The organism is Allobosea sp. LjRoot237, from assembly GCF_964253285.1.
Classification (GTDB): domain Bacteria; phylum Pseudomonadota; class Alphaproteobacteria; order Rhizobiales; family Beijerinckiaceae; genus Allobosea.
This window is the reverse complement of sequence record NZ_CAXUQP020000002.1, coordinates 1-17,972: the sequence shown is the minus strand read 5'-3', so window position 1 is coordinate 17,972 and position 17,972 is coordinate 1. Positions and strand designations below refer to the sequence as shown.

Below are 17,972 nucleotides of genomic sequence, written 5' to 3'. Positions count from 1 at the left end.
TCAGCGGCCGGGCAGCAGGCCGAGCTCGTCGAGCGTGGCGCGGAGCTTCTCGAGCTGGGTCCCGCCGAGCGGCAGCAGCGGATCGCGCGGCACGCCGGCGGGCAGGCCCTGAAGGTCGAGCGCCGCCTTGAAGGAGGAGGGCCAGGTGCCGAGCGACATCAGCGTCTCGTAGACGATGGTCAGCTTCTGATGGGCGTCGACATAGTCGGCATCGGGCGCCTTGCGGCCGATCTCCATCAACCGGCCGGCGGTCTTGCCGAGCAGTTCGGGCCCGGTGGCGATGAAGCCGGGCGCCCCGAGCGCACTGCCGACCAGGATGTAATAGGACGGGCCGACCATCACCGCGATCCTGTCGCCCATGCGGCGGATCAGCCGGGTCAGGTGACCGATGTCACGATTGGACTCCTTGATGCCGACGACCGGGGCGACGCTGGCGATCGCCTCGACATCGTCGATAGAGAGCTCGATCACGACGCGGCGCGGCGAATTGTAGAGCACGATCGGGATGTCGACGGCCTTGCCCAGCAGCTCGAAGCGCCGCAGCAGCTCCTCCCGTGTCGCCTTCAGCACATAGGTCTGCGGCATGACCAGGATACCGCTGGCGCCGGCTTCTTTGGCCGCCTGTGCATACTGGATCGTCTGCTTCGAGCCGGGAGCGGTGCAGCCCATCATCACCGGCACCCGCCCGCCGCTGTGGTCGACGGCGATGCGGGTCAGGCGGGCGCGCTCGTCGAGATTGAGCGCCCAGCTCTCGCCATTGTCGCCGGCGACACAGATGCCCTGCGCGCCGATGCCGATCAGGTGCTCGACCAGATGGACGAAAGCGTCCGCCATGATCTCGCCACGCTCGTCGAAGGGCGTGACGATGGCCGGCACGAAGCCCTTGAGCGTGTCCTTCGTCAGCATGGTCATGAGGATCGTCCTGATGGGGCGGCCGCAAGAAGCGTGGCCATGGGAATGCGGAAGACGCCGCCGGTCTGCGCCTCGACGATGAACAGGTTCGACTGGTCCGGCGAAAAGGCGCAGGCCGTGGTCCAGAGCCCGCCCGGCGTGTGCACGACCGCCAGCGGATCGCCGAGCGCATCGACGAGATAGAGCCGTCCCGCCTGCGCCTGGGCGATGGCGAGCCGCCCCGAGGCGTCGACCGCCAGCCCATCCGGGCCGAGGCCGCCGGAGAGCTGGAGGAAGGTGCCGACCATCGGCCAGGCCGGATCGGGCGCTTCCGCCAGGAAGCGCCAGACGGCATTGGCGCGCGTCGCGGCGAGGTAGACCAGCTTGCCGTCCGGCGAGAGCGCGATCCCGTTCGGATAAGGCACGTTTGCGAGGATCAGTTCGGGCTTCGTTTCGCCCTGTCGCAGCCGGTAGACCCGCCCGGTCGGATCCGAGAGGCTGGTGCGGCCGGAATCGGTGAACCAGACATCGCCATTGGGCGCGACGGTGAGGTCGCTGAGACCGCGGAATGGCTCGGTGTTCACTCTGGCGCACAGCGTCGTCACTGTCTTCGCCAGGGAGTCAAAGGAAAGCAGGCCGTGGCGGTAGTCGACGATCAGCCAGGTGCCATCGCCGCGCGGACGTAGTGCGTGCGGTTCGCCGTCATATTGGAAGGCGAGCTGCCAGCCCCCCTCCGGCGCAATCCGGAACAGGCGGCCATAGGGCACGTCCGCCAGCCAAAGATGTCCCTCCGCGTCGAAGCAGGGGCCTTCCAGGAAGGAGTGCAGGCGCTGGCCCGGCCGCGTCGCACGGACCCAGTCGGTCGGCTCGCCGGTCCAGTGCAGGGCCTCCGGCAGGCGCGTGAACAGCTCGGCGTCATGCCGTGGGAAGGCGGCGCCGATCATGCGATCACACCCTGCGCTCTCAGGGCTTCGACCTGAGCCGGTGAGCGCCCGATCTCGCGGAGGATTTCGGCGCTGTGTTCGCCGAGCCGCGGCGGAGGGCGGTCGATCGCCGGGCCGGCGGCGGCAAAGGTGAAGGGGGCGAGCGGGACCGCGACGGGCGCTGCACCGGGCAGGGCGGCATCGAGCGCGTGAAAGAGGCCGCGCTTGCGCAAATGCGGCAGGCGGGTGGCCTCGTCCAGCGTGCGCACGCGCTCGGCGGGGATGCCGATCGCGTGAAGATACTCCTCCCATTCCGCGGCGATGCGGGTGCGCATGATCGGCACGAGTGCCTCGCGCATTGCCTGCGCGGCGGCCCATAGCTCCGGCCAGTCCTTCAACGCAGCGAAGTCGGGGCGGCCGAGTGCATCCCATAGACGCCTGTTCTGGCGCGTGTTGAAGGCGCCGAGCATCAGGAGGCCGTCGGCCGTCTCATAGGTGCCGAGCCCGGCTTCCTTCGGGCGCGGCTGGACGGGACCTTCGTAGAGCGCGGCGGCGGCTTCGGGCGCCATCAGCGTCAGGGCAGTATCGAACATCGCGCAGTCGATGATCTGGCCTTTGCCGCTGGCCTGTCGTTGGAACAGAGCCGCCGAGATCGCGAAGGCCGCGGCGTAGCCGGTGGCGTAGTCGATGAAGGAGGCGCCGGATTTCACCGGCTCGCCCGAGCGGCCGGTCGTGCGGGCCATCACGCCTGAGGCCGCCTGGATGACGTTGTCATAGGCGTTGACCGCTTCGCGCTCGTGGCCGCGGGCGAAGCCGGTGATCGAGCAGTGGATCAGCTTGGGATTGCGGGCGCAAAGCGCCTGCGGCCCGAGCCCGAGGGCCTCGAGCGCGCCGGCACGATAATTTTCGACCAGCACATCGGCCCCGTCGACGAGGTCGAGCAGGATTTCCCGCCCGTCCTCGGAGGCGAGGTCAAGCGCGAGCGAGCGCTTGTTCGAGCCCTGGACGAGATAGTTGATGCCGAGGCCGACGGCATTGAGGGCGTCGTCCGGCCCGCGGCCGCGGGCCGCATCCGGCATCTGCGGCGGCTCGATCTTCACGACATCGGCGCCGAGCAGAGCGAGCTGGTAGGCGCAGAACGGCCCGGCGAGCACATGGGTGAGGTCCAGGACGCGAATGCCGTGAAAGGGACGCTGCACTGACGGGTTCAAGGATGGGTCACTCCGTTCTTGTTTCTTATACGGAACTATGTTTTGTATATCAACAGAATTTTGGAAGCGGCAAAGAGCACCATGTCAAATCCGACTCCCCGTCCGAGCTCGTCGGCGATCCTGCATCGCAACTTACGCAAGACCCCTCCGCTGGCTGTGACGGGTGACGGCGTCCACCTCGTCGATGCCGACGGAAAGCACTATCTCGACGCCAGCGGCGGAGCGGCAGTGTCGTGCCTGGGCCACGCCCATCCCCGCGTCATCGAAGCGATCACAGCCCAGCTCGGCAAGCTCGAATACGCCCACACTTCCTTCTTCACGAACGAGCCGAGCGAGAGGCTGGCACAGATGCTCGTCGAGCGCGCCCCGGCCGGCTTCGGACACGGCCGCGTGGCCTTTCTCGGCAGCGGCTCGGAAGCCATGGAAGCGGCGATGAAGCTTGCCAGGCAATATTTCGTCGAGATCGGCCAGCCTGGCCGGGTGCGCTTCATCTCGCGGCGCATGAGCTATCACGGCAACACGCTGGGCGCGCTCGCTGTTGGTGGCCATCCCGGCCGCCGGACGATGTATCAGCCGATGCTGATCGAGACCTCGCAGATCGCGCCTTGCTACGCCTACCGGAACCAGCGGGATGGCGAGACGGCGGAAGCTTATGGCCTGCGCGCCGCGGATGAACTCGACGCCGAGATCCGCCGCCTCGGCCCCGAGAGCGTCGCCGCCTTCGTCGCCGAGCCGATCGTGGGGGCGACGCTCGGGACCGTTCCCCCGGTTCCGGGCTATCTCGCTCGGATCCGTGAGATCTGTGACCGGCATGGCATCCTCTTCATCGCCGACGAGGTGATGTGCGGCATGGGCCGCGCCGGCGCGATGTTCGTCACCGGGCAGGAGGGTGTGCGGCCCGACATCATCACCATCGCCAAGGGGCTGGGGGCCGGCTACCAGCCGATCGCCGCGACCATGGCGAGCGAGCGCGTCGCCGGGGCGATCGAGGCCGGCTCCGGGCTACTCGCCAATGGCCACACCTATATGAGCCATGCGGTCGCCTGCGCCGCCTCGATTGCGGTGATCGAGACGATCGAGAATGACGGGCTGCTCGACAACGTTGATCGCTTGGGGCGCCTACTGTCGCGCCGGCTGCACGAGGCCTTCGGGCAGCACCCCCATGTCGGCGACATCAGGGGGCGTGGCTTGTTCCAGTCGCTCGAACTGGTCGCCAATCGCGAGACCAAACAGCCCTTCGTCGCGAAGAACCAACTCGCCACCAAGATCAAGCAGGCGGCGCAGGATGTCGGACTGATCTGCTATCCCTCAAGTGGCACGGCCGACGGCGTCAACGGCGATCATGTCCTGCTCGCGCCGCCCTTCACCATTAGTGAGAGCCAAGTCGACGAAATCGTCGAGAGGCTCCGGGCGGCATTGGAGGCAACTCTGTCCGCCAAGATTGCGGCTTGAGGAGCCATCTCGTGTCCCGCAAGACGATCCTCACCTGCGCCGTCACCGGCAACCTCACGTCGCGCGAGCAGCATCCTGGCCTTCCCGTCACGCCCGCCGAGATCGCCTCGGCTGCCATCGAGGCCGGAAAGGCAGGCGCTGCCGTCGTCCACCTCCACGCGCGCGACCCGGTCTCGACCAAAGGCAGCATGGATCTGCGGCTCTTCAGCGAGATCGTCGATCGCGTCCGCCAGTCCGGCTCGGACGTCATCATCAACCTCTCGACGGGAGAAGGCGGCCGCTTCGTCCCTGGCCTTGATGAGCCGGCCGTCGCCGCTCCCGGGACGACACTGACAACCCCCGAGCGGCGCGTGGCGCATGTCGAGGCGCTGAAGCCCGAAATTTGTACGCTTGATCTCAATACTATGTTCTCGGGCAGCGCGGTGGTCATCAATACCCCGCGCAACGTGACCGAAATGGCCAGGCGTATCTATGCGGCCGGCGTCCTGCCCGAGCTGGAGCTGTTCGACGGTGGCGACCTCCAGCTCGCTCTAGCCCTGCAGTCGGATGGCACATTGCGAAATCCGCTGCTGATCCAGATCGTCCTGGGCGTCCGCTACGGCGCGATTCCCAACCCGGAGACCTTGTTCTATTTCGCCTCGCAGCTTCCGAAGGATTGCATCTGGGCTGCGTTCGGGGTCGGACGCCACGAGTTCCCGCTTTTGGCGCAAGCCTTCCTGCTGGGCGGCCATGTCAGGGTCGGGCTCGAGGACAACGTCTATATCCGCAAGGGCGTGCTTGCCCGCGACAATGCCGAGTTGGTCGAGAAGGCCGGCACGATCGTCGAGAATCTCGGCGGATCCCTCGCGACACCGGCCGAAGCACGTCAGATCCTCGGACTGCCGGCGCCGTGACGGCTGCCCTTCCCAAGCCTATCCCATACGCTGGGAAATTCGCGCGGCCGTGGCCTGAACCGCGCTCAGGTAGCGTCCTTCGATTTCGCCCAGATTGAAGGCGGAATCCGGTCCCGAAATATCGATGGCCCCGACGATTTCCTTGCGCCGGTTGATGATCGGCGTCGAAATCGAGCTTCCCGAGGCTTCCATGGCACCCCGGCTGATGACGTAACCGCGTTGTCCGGCTTGCTTGACGATATCCAGCAGCGCTTTGACGGAAGTCGGAGTTTGGTCCGTCAGCGGCACGAAAGTCTCGTTGCGGAAAAGCACCGTCAACTCCGCCGGCGGCAGGCCCGAGAGCAGCAGCCACCCCATGGGCGAGGCGTAGGCCGGCACTCGCGAGCCGACATTCATGTTGCTGAGAAAGCCGGACCGCGTCTGGACGCAGCTGAGATAAAGCACGTCGCGCTCGTCGCGGATCGCGAGATGTGCGGAAACCTGCGTGTCATCGCGCAGTGCTTCCAGCTCAGGGCGGGCAATCTCGATGATGTCCTTGGAGGCGAGAAAGGCGAATCCGATATTGAGAACGCGCGGTCCCAGCGTGAAGTGCTTGGTCTGCTCTTCCTCCAGGAAACCCATATGCCGGAGTGTGTAGACTAGGCGAAACACCGAGGACCGGGTCAATCCGAGTTCCGACGCGATGTCCGTAATGCTCAGCGGGCGCTGCGCCGCCGCTACGATCTCCAGCACACGAAGGCCGCGATGCAGGCCGGGGACGAAATAGACCGAGTGGTTCTTGTGCTGCGTCTCGGCATCGACCGCATCCGTCACGTCGTCCATTCGATTTTGATCCGCCTGGTTCCTTGATTTGTCTATAAAACGATTTTTTGTCTGGGTCACGCTCGCCATCTTTTCCACCTGGCGCCCCCACCCTCTGCGAATTCCCATCTGATGTGCGACGCTCGGCTTCTACCGGCGGTTTTCTGATTCAGCTTCACGCCGATCCAGGAACCCAAAATCGACCACTCAGCTCGAAACCCGCTTCAGAACAGTGCCTGAGAGGGCGCTGGGTCTGCGCGCAGGCAGCTCCGGCCATCACGGCCGAGTAGCATGACCCCTGTTTTGGAAATTGGCGCTCCCCGCACGTGCGTTCTTTGGCCCATTGCTGCCCTCTAGGATGTCTGGTTTCTGGCGATCCGAATGGGAGTGGGTAACGCGATCGAGGCCCATGCCGGACTCTTGCGGAGTCCGGCATGGCGGTCTCAGCGAACGCTGACAAAGGCGGACTGATAGGGGCTGACCCCCATTTCAGAATTTCGACATCGTCGAGACAAAACGTCGATCCGGAAACATATTCCAGACCCCGCGCCCAATGAAGCCGGCGAAGCAGTTTGGCAACGACGAGCGCCGCGGTGATGAGGCCGACAAAGGGAACGCCGACCGTACGGGACGCAAGCTGCGCCAGGCCACAGGCGCCTATACCTGCCTTCTCCAGCGCGTCATAGGCAGGCATAGAGGAGACATCGACCGTTTTACCCTCCTCTGCTGCCGCCCCCAGATGCGGTCAGGCGTGAGTGAGGACGGGAAGCTGTGCATCGAGGAATTTCGGAAACCGCCAGGACCGCCCCCGAGGCTGGCTTTGACGACAAGGTCGAAGCCCGGCTTGTCGAGTTCTGATCGCGCCAACGCATTACCGACACCGCACAGCGCCACGCCGGGATCGTGCGGGCCGTGAAAGATCCATCGGCCGAATCGGCGCTCTTTGATCACGGTGCGAAAGCCGATCTACTCAAGCCACCCGGGCACAACCCTGACCTTCTTCTGACCGATCAGCGGCAGCGACGACAACAGCGACGTGCTGTCATTCGACCCGGCCATCTCGTCGAAGTCCTGAAGAAGCAGCTCAATCTGACTGCGATCGGGGTAGGGCAGGCAGGCGAGCAGCCACGAGATCGCCTAGCCGAGATTGCCGAGGCCGATCAGCCAGAGGCGCGACGGCAAATACGAAAGCTCGGGCTCGCTGGCATCCTTCTCCAGCCAACGACACCTCAGGTGACCTTGTCGGACAGGAACATGGGCAGCGGCTTTCGGTGACGGGAAGAGGCCGGGCGTGGCCTCCGCGGCCGCGCCCGGCTGCCTTGAGGTTCGCGCGGATCAGCCCTTGGCTAGCCCGCCGGCCTTCATGAAGGCGCCCATCGCCTTGTCACTATCGGCCATGAAGGAGCCGAAGGCGTCCGCATCGGCGTACTTCATCGTCAGGCCGCGCGAATTCATGAAGTCCTTGTACTCCTGCGAGTCATAGATCTTCTTGAGCTCGGCCGAGAGCAGCTTGGCGACATCCGGCGGCAGGTTCTTCGGCCCGCCGATGCCGCGCCAGGAGCCGAGCGGCACCTCCAGCCCCATGGCCTCCTTGAGGGTCGGTACGTCCTTGAACTGCGGGTTGCGCTGCGCGGCCATGATCGCGAGCGATCTCGCCTTTCCGGCGTCGATCATCGCGCGGGCTTCCGGTACCGAGCACGTCACGAGGTCAAGACCCCCGGCGGCCAGATCCTGCATCGCGGGGGCTGCGCCGTTGGACGGAACCCACGCGACATGGTCGGGCTTTAGCCCCATCGCCTGCATCCAACCGACCAGCGCCAGATGCCAGATGCCGCCCTGGCCGGTGCCGGACGCCTTGAACTTACCGGGAGGCGCCGCCTTGATCGCGTCCGCCAGCTGCTTGACGTCCTTGTACGGAGAATCCGACTTCACCTGCACGCCCGGCGGGTCATCGTTCATCAGCGCCAGCGGCGTGTAGCTGGCATAGGTCAGCTGCGTCAGCCCCTGATGGTGCATCATCGCGATCTCGGAGGTGATGATGCCCAGCGTGTAGCCGTCAGGCGCAGCCGTCGCGATTGCCGAATGGCCGACCACGCCGGAACCGCCGGTGCGGTTCACCACGCTGAAGGGCTGGCCGAGGCTCTTTTCCAGCAGCGAGGCGATGATGCGGACCACCGCATCGGTACCGCCGCCGGCGCCCCAGGGGCAAACCAGCGTGACGGGCCGGGACGGGAACTTGGCCTGGGCGATGGTGGGCGCGGTGATGAGGCCGGCCGCGCCGGCAGCCGCGCCTTTGAGCACACTACGTCTGTCGATGAAGGTCATTCGGGCGTTTCTCCGCTAAATCGATTGAGTGTCCGGGCGTTCCTCGTCCGCGACGGGGCTTGGGCGCCTTCAAGCGTAGAGAAGCCGCGGTGCGGCCGACAGGCGGCGGACTTAGGTTCGAGCTTCCGTTTACAAATAGGCTCCGGAGCAGGCGAACCGGCTCCGGCACCATTGTTGTCACCCTTACGGCTTGGCACTCGCGGCCATGGCGGCGCGCGCCTGTTCGACGAGATCGAGCCCGATCTTTTTGCTGTACTCTGTCACGACAGGCGCGACTCGTTCGCTCATCGCTGCCATCGCCTCAGGCGTGGGTCGGGTAATCTTGAAGCCCTTCGCCTGGAGCTCGCCTTCCAGCTGTTCTGCCGCCTTGCGAGAAAGATCGCGTTGGAAGGCTGCAGATTCCTTTGCCGCTTCCATGACCAGCGCCTTGTCCTTGTCCGAAAGACTTCCAAACCATTTGCGGCTGGCAAGAAGAACGAACGGCGTATAGACGTGCCCAGTCTTGGCTAGATGGCTCTGCACCTCATAGAATCTTGCGGTATAGATCAGTGCGTACGGCGTTTCCTGAGCGTCTACGGCACGATTTTCGAGCGCGCTGTAAAGTTCGGGCCAGGGAAGAGGTGTCGGATTAGTTCCGAGAGCTGTCCAAGTCGCGATGAACAGAGGGTTTGGTATGACCCGGATATTGAGCCCGGCCATATCCTGAACTGTGTTAACGGGGCGTTTTGCGTTGGTCATATGACGGAAGCCGTTGTCCCACCATGCCAACCCCACTATACCGGTCTTTTCCTTCAGCTGTGCAAACAGCTTTTCGCCGACCGCGCCGTCCATGACAGCATCGACCGCAGCAAAGTCTTTATAAAAGAATGGAAGGTCGAAGATCATGAACTGAGGAACTACGCCGACCAGATTGGGCGTAGGGCCAACCATAATGTCAATGAAGCCGGCCTGAACCGACGCTTGCATCTCGGGCTCGCTTCCGAGCACGCCGTTGCCGAATGTTTCGATCTTGATGCGGCCTCCAGTCTTCTCTCCAACCAGCTTCGCAAAATGACGCGAAGCTTGTCCAACCGGATGATCGTCTACAGGCACGTATCCCAATCGCGGATTCTGCGCCATGGCCGGAGCGGCCGCCAGAATAAGTCCTAGAAGTGCAGCAGTTAGAAACCTCATTGTCATCGTATAACCTCCCATTGAGTTTTGTTATTAGAAACAAGGGTGCAGAAACTGTCTCCGAGAAGGGAGCAGGGCTGACCCTAGGATATGGATATTTCAACCGTGGAGAGTTGCGCCCTCTACGTTGAAGCGAAAAGTCCGCTACCTATAGTGACCTCCACATTGAAGATGGCGCCACCGACGGTAGTGTGATCCTCAAGTTTCGGAGTTTGCGATGGCGGAACCCAAGAACAAATTGGTCAATGCCTCCCTCCGCCGCCAAGGTAGGTAAAACCCAAGGTCCGCCCGCGAGGAAACGTGCCATTGGCAAGGTCACTCCAAGTATCCCTCGGACCCGACCCAAACCTACAAACCAGGTGCATGTCCATAATATGGACAGAATGTCCAATAATTTATGATGGGCAGACAAAAACCAATTGTCAACGCTTCATCACCGCTCTCTGACCCCCGCGATCGGCTGCTTGTCAGTCGGATTAAGATCATGGCTGCCGTTCGTTGTCGGCGTAGAGGCCGCGACTCCGATCGGATGCCGTCTGGAAGACGTCCGGTTATTCTGGATCGTATCCGGAGGCTTTGAGCTCGTTTCCGCATTCTGCTGGCTCAAGGAGGCCGATGAGAGAGTCGACGATGCCTCGGAGGTCATCGATTCATCGCTCGGCCTTTGCGCGGAGCAGAGCCTTGAGTTTTGAGAATGCTCTCTCGATGGGTTTGAAGTCGAGACTGTAGGGCGTCAGGTAGAGCAAGCTCGCGCCGGTCGTCTCGATCTCGGTTTGAACGCCGGCAGCCTTGTCGGCCTGCACGTTGTCCATGACGACGACGCCCTGAGCGAGGGTGGGAGCCATGATCTGCTCGACTTAAACCAAGAACACGTTCCCGTTTGTAGCGCCGTCGTAGACGAAGGGCGCGGTAATCTCGGCCTTAACCGCTGTTTTCAAGCCAAGGCGCTGAGCGGCGGCGGTATCGCGGCAACCCGGAGGCGGTGCTTGACAAGGCAAGACTTCCCCATACACATATAATGGACAGTATGTCCATATAATGGACATTGGCGCTGATCGTCGTGCGTTTGTATGCGCCGGCTAAACGATGGCGTGCCGTACGCCACGATGGCTGCAGCGATGCAGGTGGGTGGAATATCAAGGAGAGCGGCAGCGTGCATACCATAACCTATCTTACAAACATCAATTTCGGGCTGGGAGCGTCCGATTCGTTGGCGGAAATGCTGCGCGAACTCGGCGTGTCGCGCCCTTTGGTGATCAGCGATCACGGCATCAAAGCTGCCGGTCTGCTCGAGCGCCCGGGCTTCGCGTTCCTAAAGTCGGCTCCGGTCTTCCTGGACGTTCCCACCAACCCCACGGAAAGCGCGGTTGCTGCTGGTCTCGAACTGTACAGGCAAGGCGGCTGCGATGGCGTCGTGGCGATCGGCGGGGGATCTCCGATCGACCTGGCCAAGGGCGTGGCGCTGCTTGCCACGCATGATGGCGAACTGGAGCGGTACGCGGCCATCCTGGGCGGCGTGGCTCGCATCACGAGCGCAGTGGCGCCGCTCGTGGCCATCCCGACAACGGCTGGCACGGGGTCCGAAGTTGGGCGTGCGGCACTGATCACGCTGGATGACGGCCGAAAGCTCGGCTTCATCAGCCCGTTCCTAATCCCGCGCAGAGCGGTCTGTGACCCGGCCCTGACAATGGGGCTTCCTCCGGGTCTGACGGCCTCGACAGGTCTCGACGCATTGTCGCACTGTATCGAAACGTACCTGTCCCCCCGCTTCAACCCGCCCGCCGAGGCAATCGCCACGGACGGATTCAAGCGCATCTGGAAGGCTTTGCCTGTTGCGTACGCGGATGGCGCGAACGCCGAGGCGCGGATCGAACTCATGATGGGCGCTCTGGAAGGCGGTATGACGTTCCAGAAGGGTCTCGGAGCGGTCCATGCGCTGAGCCATGCGCTGGGCGGTCTCAAGGAGGCGAAGCTTCATCATGGAACGCTCAACGCCATCCTGATGCCGACCGTCCTTCGGTGGAACGTGGAAGTTGAAGCCGTCGCCAAGAAGGTCAGCCAGCTCGAAAGCCTGGCAGGACTTGAAGAAACAACCCTCGCAGACGCACTGGACGAGTTGAACATCCGATTGGGCATTACACCCAAATTGTCCGAACTTGGAGTGCCTCGCCGCGTCATCGATTGGGTGTGTGAGCGAGCCATTGCAGACCACAGTCACCCCACCAATCCACGTCCCTTGAGCAAGGAAGACTACGCAGCGATCCTCGAGGCCGTTTTCTAAGCCGGGAACGCCCAGGGAAGGACCGAGGAGGTAGTTCCGTGAGACCGATCGTGATCGTGACGGGCGCAAGCCACGGCATCGGTAGAGCAACGGCCAGGCTGTTCGCCGCTGAAGGCTACGATGTTTGTATAAACTATCTCTCGGACAGCGCCGCAGCCTCCGAGGTCGTTGAGGCTTGCAGGGCCGCGGGCGCCCGCGCCATCGCGGTACAGGGAGACGTGGGCAAGAGGGAAGATATACAGGCTCTATTCAGCGCCTGCGACGATAAACTTGGGAGAGTGACCTGCCTGGTCAACAATGCCGGGATCATCGGGAAAGCCGGCAGGATAGAGGAGTTGCAGCCTGCGGTGCTGGAAGCCGCCTTCAGGATAAACGTCTTCGGCGTCATGTACTGTATCCAGGAGGCCGCGAGACGCATGTCCACCCGCAAGGGCGGCCAAGGCGGGACGATCGTGAACATGTCGTCGCTGGCCGCCTTCCTCGGCAGCCCCAACGAATATGTCCACTACGCCGCCACCAAGGGGGCCGTGGAATCCATCACCTTCGGCGCGGGCAAGGAACTGGCGCCGGAGGGCATCCGCGTGAATGCCATCCGTGTCGGGACCACCAACACGCGGATACACACGCAAGGGGGAAATCCCGAGCGCCCAGCCCGGATTGCAGCGGCAACGCCCATGGGGCGCATCGCGGAGCCCGAGGACATCGCGCGCGCTGCCCTGATGCTCGCGTCTCCCGGCTCCGGATTTATGACAGGCACCTTGATCACGGTCGCCGGCGGGCTCTGATGCTCTGCGGTCGGGGATATCACAGAGGGGTGGCGGGCTGACCCGGCCCGCCTGCTGAGACCGGTGCGCGTCTCGTCCACGGACGTTCAGTCCAACGCGATCGCGGCGCGACGCCCGTTAAAAGCCGTCGACACTGTCCCGCTCAACTCCTCGACGGTCGAAGCCTCAATGGAGCCATCTCGCTGGCACGGTCACCAATGTCGGGAACAGAACCAGCAGCACAATGAGGGCCATCTGAGCCAAAAGGTAGGGCATGGCCCCCTTCGTCGCCGCCTCCAATGAAACTCCGCTGATCCCGCTCACCGTGTTGAGGACCGTTCCGACAGGAGGTGTGATCAGGCCGACCGCGTTGACCATCATGAAGATGACCCCAAAATAGACCGGGTCGATACCGGCCGCTTTGACGATCGGCATGAGGATGGGCACCAGAATGGTGATGCAGGGTGCGAAATCGAGCGCCGTGCCGACGATGAACACCACCAAAACGATCATACCCATCAGCAGGATCGGCGATTTGATGAATGGTCCGAGGAGACTGACGAGCTGGGCGGGCATATTGGAGATCGTCAGCATGAAGCCGGAGATCATGGAGGCTGCCACCAGAAGCATGATCACTGCCGTCAGGCGTCCGGCAGCGAGCAGCGCGTCATAGAGCAACCGCGGTGTCAGCTCGCGATAGACGAACAGCCCCACGAACAGAGCATAGGCGGCGGCTACGACGCCGGCCTCGGTTGGCGTGAAGATGCCGAACCGCAGTCCCGCGAGGATGATTACCGGCATCATCAACGCCCAACCGGCGGTCACGATGGTTTTCGGGAGATCCCTGCGCGGCGTCTTGAGCCGAACCGTCGCCATCTCCTTCTTGGAGAGGAACCACCAGGCGATCATGAGGCTCAGCCCCATCATCAGCCCTGGCACGATCCCGGCGAAGAACAGGCCGACGATGGAAATGTTTGCGGTGACGCCCAGAATGATGAACCCGACAGATGGCGGGATTACGGGTGCAATAATGCCTGTCGCCGCCATCAAGCCTGAGGCTCGACCCATGTGGTAGCCGGCATCCCGCATCAGCGGGACCAGCATGACCGCGAGCGTCGCCGTATCCGCGATTGCGGAGCCGGAGACGCTGGCAAGTATCAGGCCCGTGCCGATGACCACGTAACCGAGGCCGCCACGGATGTGACCGACGAGCGCCAAGGCCACGTTCACGATGCGACGGGAGAGGCCGCCGGCGTTCATGAGCTCGCCCGCGATGAGAAAGAAGGGGATCGCCATCAGCGGATAGCTGTCCGCGCCATTGACCAAGCGTTGCGCCAGGATGTTGGCATCCAGATTTCCCATGAGCAGCATCATCGCAACCCCCGACAGCATCAGGGCGAAGGCGATGGGAACCCCGATGGCCATCGTACCAAGGAGGGAACCGATAAAAACCAAGCCGCTCACGGTGTTTTCTCCGAAGTAAGCGCGGGGGGCACGACCGGTAGCGGCTCAACATGCTCCACTCCCGACCAGGGGGCGGGCAGGATGCCGCGCAGCGAGCGCAACAGATCGAGAAGGAGAATCAGGGCCATCAGGATCGCAGCGACCAACCCCGCAGCGTAGATGGCGCCGACGGGAATTCCCGACATTGCCTGGACGTTGCTCCACTCGATGACAGTTAGCGACCAACTGCCCTCTCCCAAGAGCCAGCAGCACCACAACATCAAGCCGTATGAAACCAGAAAGCAGACGAAACGTGCTCTTGGAGGCAACCTGACGACCAGAGACTCGACGCCGAGATGCGCGCCCTTGGCCAGGGCCACCACGGAACCCATGAAGATGACCCAGACGAGGACGACACGGGACACTTCAACTGCAAACGGAATGCCTGAGCTGAAGCCATAGCGCAGCACGACATTTGTAAAGATTAGGAGGCTGATGACGGCCATTCCGATGACGACGAAGACGTCAAAAGCCTTGAATAGCCACTGCAACGCTGAAGACATGACCGCTCACAAAGGTTGTGCGCGCATGCGGCGACTTTCGCCGCACTCTGACGAGGATCCGGAGATTTTGAGCCGAGCACTTCCAGCAGGCTGGGCGGGTAAGGCCCACTTAACGTATCCGGTCGAACTGCGCGCAAGATAAAGGCGACTATTCCTCCAGCCGGTATGACAGGAGGCCCCAGGCAATTCGTCCGGTGTCAGACACCTTCCACCACGGCCAGATGCACCTTGGCATGCTTCTCTCGGGCCTTGATAGCCCTCTGATACTCGGGAGAGTTGTAGCAGGCGAGCGCGGTCTCGTAATCCTTGAACTCGATTACTGCCAGACGGTTCGCGTCAGGGCCTTCCATAACCTGGCTCTGTCCGGCGCGAACAACAAAGGCCGCCCCGTATTTTTCGAACGCCGCCTTGTTCAACGCAATGTATTCTTTGTACCCCTCATGGTCTGCAATATCGACCATTGCAACCCAGTAGCCTTTCTTGGACATTTGCTTCCTCCCAGCATGAACTCCGCGCCCTCTCTTGCGGAAGGCACGGACGGCCCGATCCATTCACATTCAGCGTTTGAGAGTTTGCCGTTGATCCTCCTCGATCACGCGGCTAGGACCGAAGAAGAACATTGACTACAATGTGGACATTCTGCCCAAATTTGTGTAGTGCCGTCATGTTCCGTTGTCAAGCTTGCGAGGTATTTCCGTGACCCAGAGTGAGCTGCAGGACGAGGGCGATGTTGGAGCGCCTAATCACGTGCAAGGAGCGGCCTCGTTCTCGAAGTTCATGGCGGTGCTGCAAATCATTGCCGATGCCCCCGGAACGCTGAACATTGCCCAGCTTACAAAGCGCGCGCCGTTTCCCCGGGGTACGATCTACCGCCTCGTTTCGGCGCTCATCGCGGAGGGGCTCGTCACGCAGGCAGGAGAGAGCGGAACGTTTCGTCTGGGGCCACGCCTCCTCCAGTTTGCTGCAAAGACCTGGGAGGACTCCGACTTGCGGACGATCGCAAGGGATTTTCTGGTGTCGCTTCGCGACGCAACGGACGAGACCGTGCATCTTGCGGTGCCGAGCAACAACCGGATGGTCTACATAGACAAGCTGGTGGGCTCGAACAGGGTGCAGATGAAAACCAGTATTGGCGGCCAGGTCGAACTCCACTCTACATCCGTAGGCAAGGCGTGGCTGTCTGGCCTGCCGGACCAACGGCTCTTGGACGTTCTCAAGGACCTGGACCTGAAGCGCCACACCGCAAAGACGTTCACGACGCCCGTAGCGCTGTTAGATGAATTGAAGCGGACGCGTGAGCAGGGCTTCGCGTTCGATGACGAGGAAAACGAGCCGGACATTCGCTGTTTAGGCAGCCCGATCTTCAATCGTTTGCGGGAGCCGATTGGAGCGGTAAGCATCAGTATGCCGGTGTACCGGCACGACGAGCGGCGCCACGAACTCTGCGGAAGGCTGGTGCGTGAAACGGCCCAACTGATCAGTGCCGAATTGTCCAGGATGCTGTAGCGCCGGGCGCGCCACCGCGTCCTGCGGCATCATTGACGTACCGCCCTAACGACATCGCTATCATTCGACGCTGAGAAAGATGGCTGACCCTGCAGCAACGAAGTGGTCTGCCCACCTGCTCAGCGCTCGGTCCGCTTCCCGGCGAGCGGACTGCATAGACGAGCGCTTCGCCCAGCCGCGCTCGCGAGGTCGCCGCCAAGCGCTCCACGCCCAGTAAAGTAGGCGCGCGAGAGCCAACGCGCGATCGTCTCCCTGAAGCAGGGCTGGTTGGTTGACGACAAGGCTGGCGAGCTCGGCAAGCGGAATGTTCGCGATACCTCGACGCGCCTCGGCATCGATCGGCGCGCGATAAGCAACGATCGGCACAACCGTGCCGGGCTTCGGCGGCAGTTTGAGAGTTGTCTCCGAGTGGGCCACGCCCCCCGGCGGCGTGCCGAAAAGGCCGATGCCGGTACCCTTGCCCGCATCCCCTCCCCCGCACGATAGCTCTCTTCATGACGACGGCCGCGACAAGCACTCACAGGCGGAAACGGTTCTCATCGCCGCCATTGAGAGCGGCCTGCCGCAGTTGGTGAAGGCCCGCGAGATTATCTCGGACTTCCATCAGATGATCCGTACCAAGGCCGTCGCCGGCATGACATTGTGGATGGAGCGCGCTACCGGCAGCCTTGTGGCGTCATTCTGCAGCGGCGTCAGAGGACGAAGCGGCCGTCCGCGCCGCCATCACTTCATCCTGGTCGAACGGGCAGGCCGAAGGCCAGATCGCGAAACTCAAGCTCGTCAAACGCCAGATGTACGGCCGCGGAAAGATCGACCTGCTTCAGGCACGCCTTGTCGGAGCAGGATGACCCCAGGCTGCAGCGAGATTGCGTCAGACTCAATATTGGACGCCGATCGGGGGGACAACATTACGTGCCGTTTGACGCCCCGCAGGGAGCGCGAAATGCGGCCCCTGGCAACAAACTCAGTGCCCTGCGATGCCGATCGGCACTGGCGTCCCGCGCCGATTTACACTGCAGCGAGCGCACCGTCCGTCTCCCAAGCCAAACCCCGAGGAGGCCCAGGGAGGCTCGGATCAGGCCCAAACACCTAAGCGCTGATCATACGACCACTGTCGATGCATTGCCGTAGCCGCCGGGCCGCGATCCGGCCGATGGTGACCGGCCCCATATCGCCGCCGAGCGACAGGCTGCAGCGCCCGGCTTCCTGCCACTCCACCCGCTCCAGCTGATCCAGGTTGACGATCAGCGAGCGGCTGATGCGGACGAAGGGCGGGCTGGGCAGCTGAGCCTCGAAATGCCGCAGCAGACGGCAGACCAGATAGTCCCGTGCGTCCTTCAGGAAGACGCGGGTGAAATCCGCCTCCGCGGCCAGCATGGAGACCGTGCGGAGCGGCGCAATCACCGACTTGCCATCGATGCGCAGATGGATGCGCTGCTGCGGTCCGCCGTGCTTGGGATCGATATCCAGTTCGACATCGTCCTGCCGTTCCCGACCGGGTGCCACGGCGCGTGCGGTGTCCTGCCGGTGCCGACGCAACCGCTCGACCGTCACGGCCAGCCGCCCTGGATCGACCGGCTTCAGGAGGAAGTCGACGGCCGAGACGTCGAACGCCTTCACCGCGTAGAGATCATGCGCGGTGACGAACACGATCGCCGGCATCGGCAGCAACTGTGCGATCAGGTCGAATCCGCGGCCGTCGGTCAGCTCGACATCGAGGAAAATCGCATCGGGGCGCAGCGCGGA

At 63.0% G+C, this 17,972-nt stretch carries 16 protein-coding genes and 1 pseudogene; 6 read left to right on the top strand and 11 right to left on the bottom strand.

Annotated features, from left to right (window positions below; genetic code table 11):
- The 3 genes from ACSQ24_RS27665 to ACSQ24_RS27655 are packed head-to-tail and all read right to left on the bottom strand — an operon-like array spanning window position 1 to window position 3,013.
- Window positions 1-912, bottom strand: coding sequence for a dihydrodipicolinate synthase family protein (locus ACSQ24_RS27665; RefSeq protein WP_436097998.1), 912 nt, complete (start codon window positions 910-912; stop codon window positions 1-3).
- Window positions 909-1,835 (bottom strand): SMP-30/gluconolactonase/LRE family protein, encoded by a 927-nt coding sequence (locus tag ACSQ24_RS27660; protein ID WP_436097997.1) that lies wholly within the window; start codon window positions 1,833-1,835, stop codon window positions 909-911. Before ACSQ24_RS27660 ends, ACSQ24_RS27665 begins: the two co-directional genes overlap by 4 nt.
- Window positions 1,832-3,013 carry a CaiB/BaiF CoA transferase family protein gene (locus ACSQ24_RS27655; protein WP_436097996.1) on the bottom strand — a complete coding sequence of 394 codons (1,182 nt, stop codon included), beginning with the start codon at window positions 3,011-3,013 and terminating at the stop codon, window positions 1,832-1,834. Before ACSQ24_RS27655 ends, ACSQ24_RS27660 begins: the two co-directional genes overlap by 4 nt.
- Window positions 3,014-3,106: 93 nt before the next feature.
- On the opposite strand from ACSQ24_RS27655, the gene ACSQ24_RS27650 reads away from it, so the two are divergent.
- Window positions 3,107-4,477 (top strand): aspartate aminotransferase family protein, encoded by a 1,371-nt coding sequence (locus ACSQ24_RS27650; protein ID WP_436097995.1) that lies wholly within the window; start codon window positions 3,107-3,109, stop codon window positions 4,475-4,477.
- Window positions 4,478-4,488: 11 nt separating this feature from the next.
- Complete coding sequence (locus ACSQ24_RS27645; RefSeq protein ID WP_436097994.1) at window positions 4,489-5,370, top strand: 3-keto-5-aminohexanoate cleavage protein; 882 nt, start codon at window positions 4,489-4,491, stop codon at window positions 5,368-5,370.
- Between the two features lie 18 nt (window positions 5,371-5,388).
- On the opposite strand, the gene ACSQ24_RS27640 is transcribed toward ACSQ24_RS27645, so the two are convergent.
- Window positions 5,389-6,261, bottom strand: coding sequence for an IclR family transcriptional regulator (locus ACSQ24_RS27640; RefSeq protein ID WP_436097993.1), 873 nt, complete (start codon window positions 6,259-6,261; stop codon window positions 5,389-5,391).
- A gap of 822 nt (window positions 6,262-7,083) precedes the next feature.
- Between ACSQ24_RS27640 and ACSQ24_RS27635 the strand changes: the two genes are divergently transcribed.
- Window positions 7,084-7,446: a hypothetical protein gene (locus ACSQ24_RS27635; protein ID WP_436097992.1), complete on the top strand. Its 363-nt coding sequence runs from the start codon at window positions 7,084-7,086 to the stop codon at window positions 7,444-7,446.
- A 60-nt stretch (window positions 7,447-7,506) separates the two neighbouring features.
- On the opposite strand, the gene ACSQ24_RS27630 is transcribed toward ACSQ24_RS27635, so the two are convergent.
- The 3 genes and pseudogenes from ACSQ24_RS27630 to ACSQ24_RS27620 all read right to left on the bottom strand — a co-directional run.
- Entirely contained in the window at window positions 7,507-8,496 is a 990-nt protein-coding gene (locus tag ACSQ24_RS27630; protein ID WP_436097991.1) for a tripartite tricarboxylate transporter substrate binding protein, read from the bottom strand.
- A gap of 183 nt (window positions 8,497-8,679) precedes the next feature.
- A complete protein-coding gene (locus ACSQ24_RS27625; protein WP_436097990.1) occupies window positions 8,680-9,675 on the bottom strand; it encodes a TRAP transporter substrate-binding protein in 996 nt (331 codons plus the stop codon).
- A gap of 545 nt (window positions 9,676-10,220) precedes the next feature.
- Window positions 10,221-10,583: pseudogene (locus ACSQ24_RS27620) on the bottom strand (transposase); the annotation flags it as partial.
- Window positions 10,584-10,822: 239 nt separating this feature from the next.
- Between ACSQ24_RS27620 and ACSQ24_RS27615 the strand changes: the two are divergent.
- Both ACSQ24_RS27615 and ACSQ24_RS27610 read left to right on the top strand, forming a co-directional pair.
- On the top strand, window positions 10,823-11,950 hold the full coding sequence (locus ACSQ24_RS27615) for an iron-containing alcohol dehydrogenase (RefSeq protein ID WP_436098186.1): 1,128 nt from the start codon (window positions 10,823-10,825) through the stop codon (window positions 11,948-11,950).
- 38 nt (window positions 11,951-11,988) lie between these two features.
- Window positions 11,989-12,735: an SDR family oxidoreductase gene (locus ACSQ24_RS27610; RefSeq protein WP_436097989.1), complete on the top strand. Its 747-nt coding sequence runs from the start codon at window positions 11,989-11,991 to the stop codon at window positions 12,733-12,735.
- A 165-nt stretch (window positions 12,736-12,900) separates the two neighbouring features.
- Here the strand turns inward: ACSQ24_RS27610 and ACSQ24_RS27605 are convergent, their stop codons facing one another.
- The 3 genes from ACSQ24_RS27605 to ACSQ24_RS27595 all read right to left on the bottom strand — a co-directional run bounded on the left by ACSQ24_RS27605 (window position 12,901) and on the right by ACSQ24_RS27595 (window position 15,208).
- Complete coding sequence (locus ACSQ24_RS27605) at window positions 12,901-14,178, bottom strand: TRAP transporter large permease (protein WP_436097988.1); 1,278 nt, start codon at window positions 14,176-14,178, stop codon at window positions 12,901-12,903.
- Window positions 14,175-14,720: a TRAP transporter small permease gene (locus ACSQ24_RS27600; RefSeq protein ID WP_436097987.1), complete on the bottom strand. Its 546-nt coding sequence runs from the start codon at window positions 14,718-14,720 to the stop codon at window positions 14,175-14,177. The genes ACSQ24_RS27605 and ACSQ24_RS27600 overlap by 4 nt, the downstream gene beginning before the upstream one ends.
- A gap of 197 nt (window positions 14,721-14,917) precedes the next feature.
- Complete coding sequence (locus tag ACSQ24_RS27595; protein ID WP_436097986.1) at window positions 14,918-15,208, bottom strand: DUF1330 domain-containing protein; 291 nt, start codon at window positions 15,206-15,208, stop codon at window positions 14,918-14,920.
- A 208-nt stretch (window positions 15,209-15,416) separates the two neighbouring features.
- Here ACSQ24_RS27595 and ACSQ24_RS27590 point away from each other — a divergent pair, with 208 nt between their 5' ends.
- The gene (locus tag ACSQ24_RS27590) at window positions 15,417-16,226 is read left to right on the top strand and encodes an IclR family transcriptional regulator (protein WP_436097985.1); all 810 of its coding nucleotides are present in this window, start codon (window positions 15,417-15,419) and stop codon (window positions 16,224-16,226) included.
- A gap of 1,089 nt (window positions 16,227-17,315) precedes the next feature.
- Here the strand turns inward: ACSQ24_RS27590 and ACSQ24_RS27585 are convergent.
- The coding region (locus ACSQ24_RS27585) for a LytR/AlgR family response regulator transcription factor (protein ID WP_436097984.1) at window positions 17,316-17,972 on the bottom strand (657 nt) is incomplete at its 5' end.

Excerpts from the sequence above, each read along its gene's own strand:
- ACSQ24_RS27595 (WP_436097986.1), bottom strand. The coding sequence starts at position 15,208 with ATGTCCAAGAAAGGCTACTGGGTTGCAATGGTCGATATTGCAGACCAT.
- ACSQ24_RS27660 (WP_436097997.1), bottom strand. The coding sequence starts at position 1,835 with ATGATCGGCGCCGCCTTCCCACGGCATGACGCCGAGCTGTTCACGCGC.
- ACSQ24_RS27600 (WP_436097987.1), bottom strand. The coding sequence starts at position 14,720 with ATGTCTTCAGCGTTGCAGTGGCTATTCAAGGCTTTTGACGTCTTCGTC.
- ACSQ24_RS27625 (WP_436097990.1), bottom strand. The coding sequence starts at position 9,675 with ATGACAATGAGGTTTCTAACTGCTGCACTTCTAGGACTTATTCTGGCG.
- ACSQ24_RS27640 (WP_436097993.1), bottom strand. The coding sequence starts at position 6,261 with ATGGCGAGCGTGACCCAGACAAAAAATCGTTTTATAGACAAATCAAGG.
- ACSQ24_RS27630 (WP_436097991.1), bottom strand. The coding sequence starts at position 8,496 with ATGACCTTCATCGACAGACGTAGTGTGCTCAAAGGCGCGGCTGCCGGC.
- ACSQ24_RS27650 (WP_436097995.1), top strand. The coding sequence starts at position 3,107 with ATGTCAAATCCGACTCCCCGTCCGAGCTCGTCGGCGATCCTGCATCGC.
- ACSQ24_RS27665 (WP_436097998.1), bottom strand. The coding sequence starts at position 912 with ATGACCATGCTGACGAAGGACACGCTCAAGGGCTTCGTGCCGGCCATC.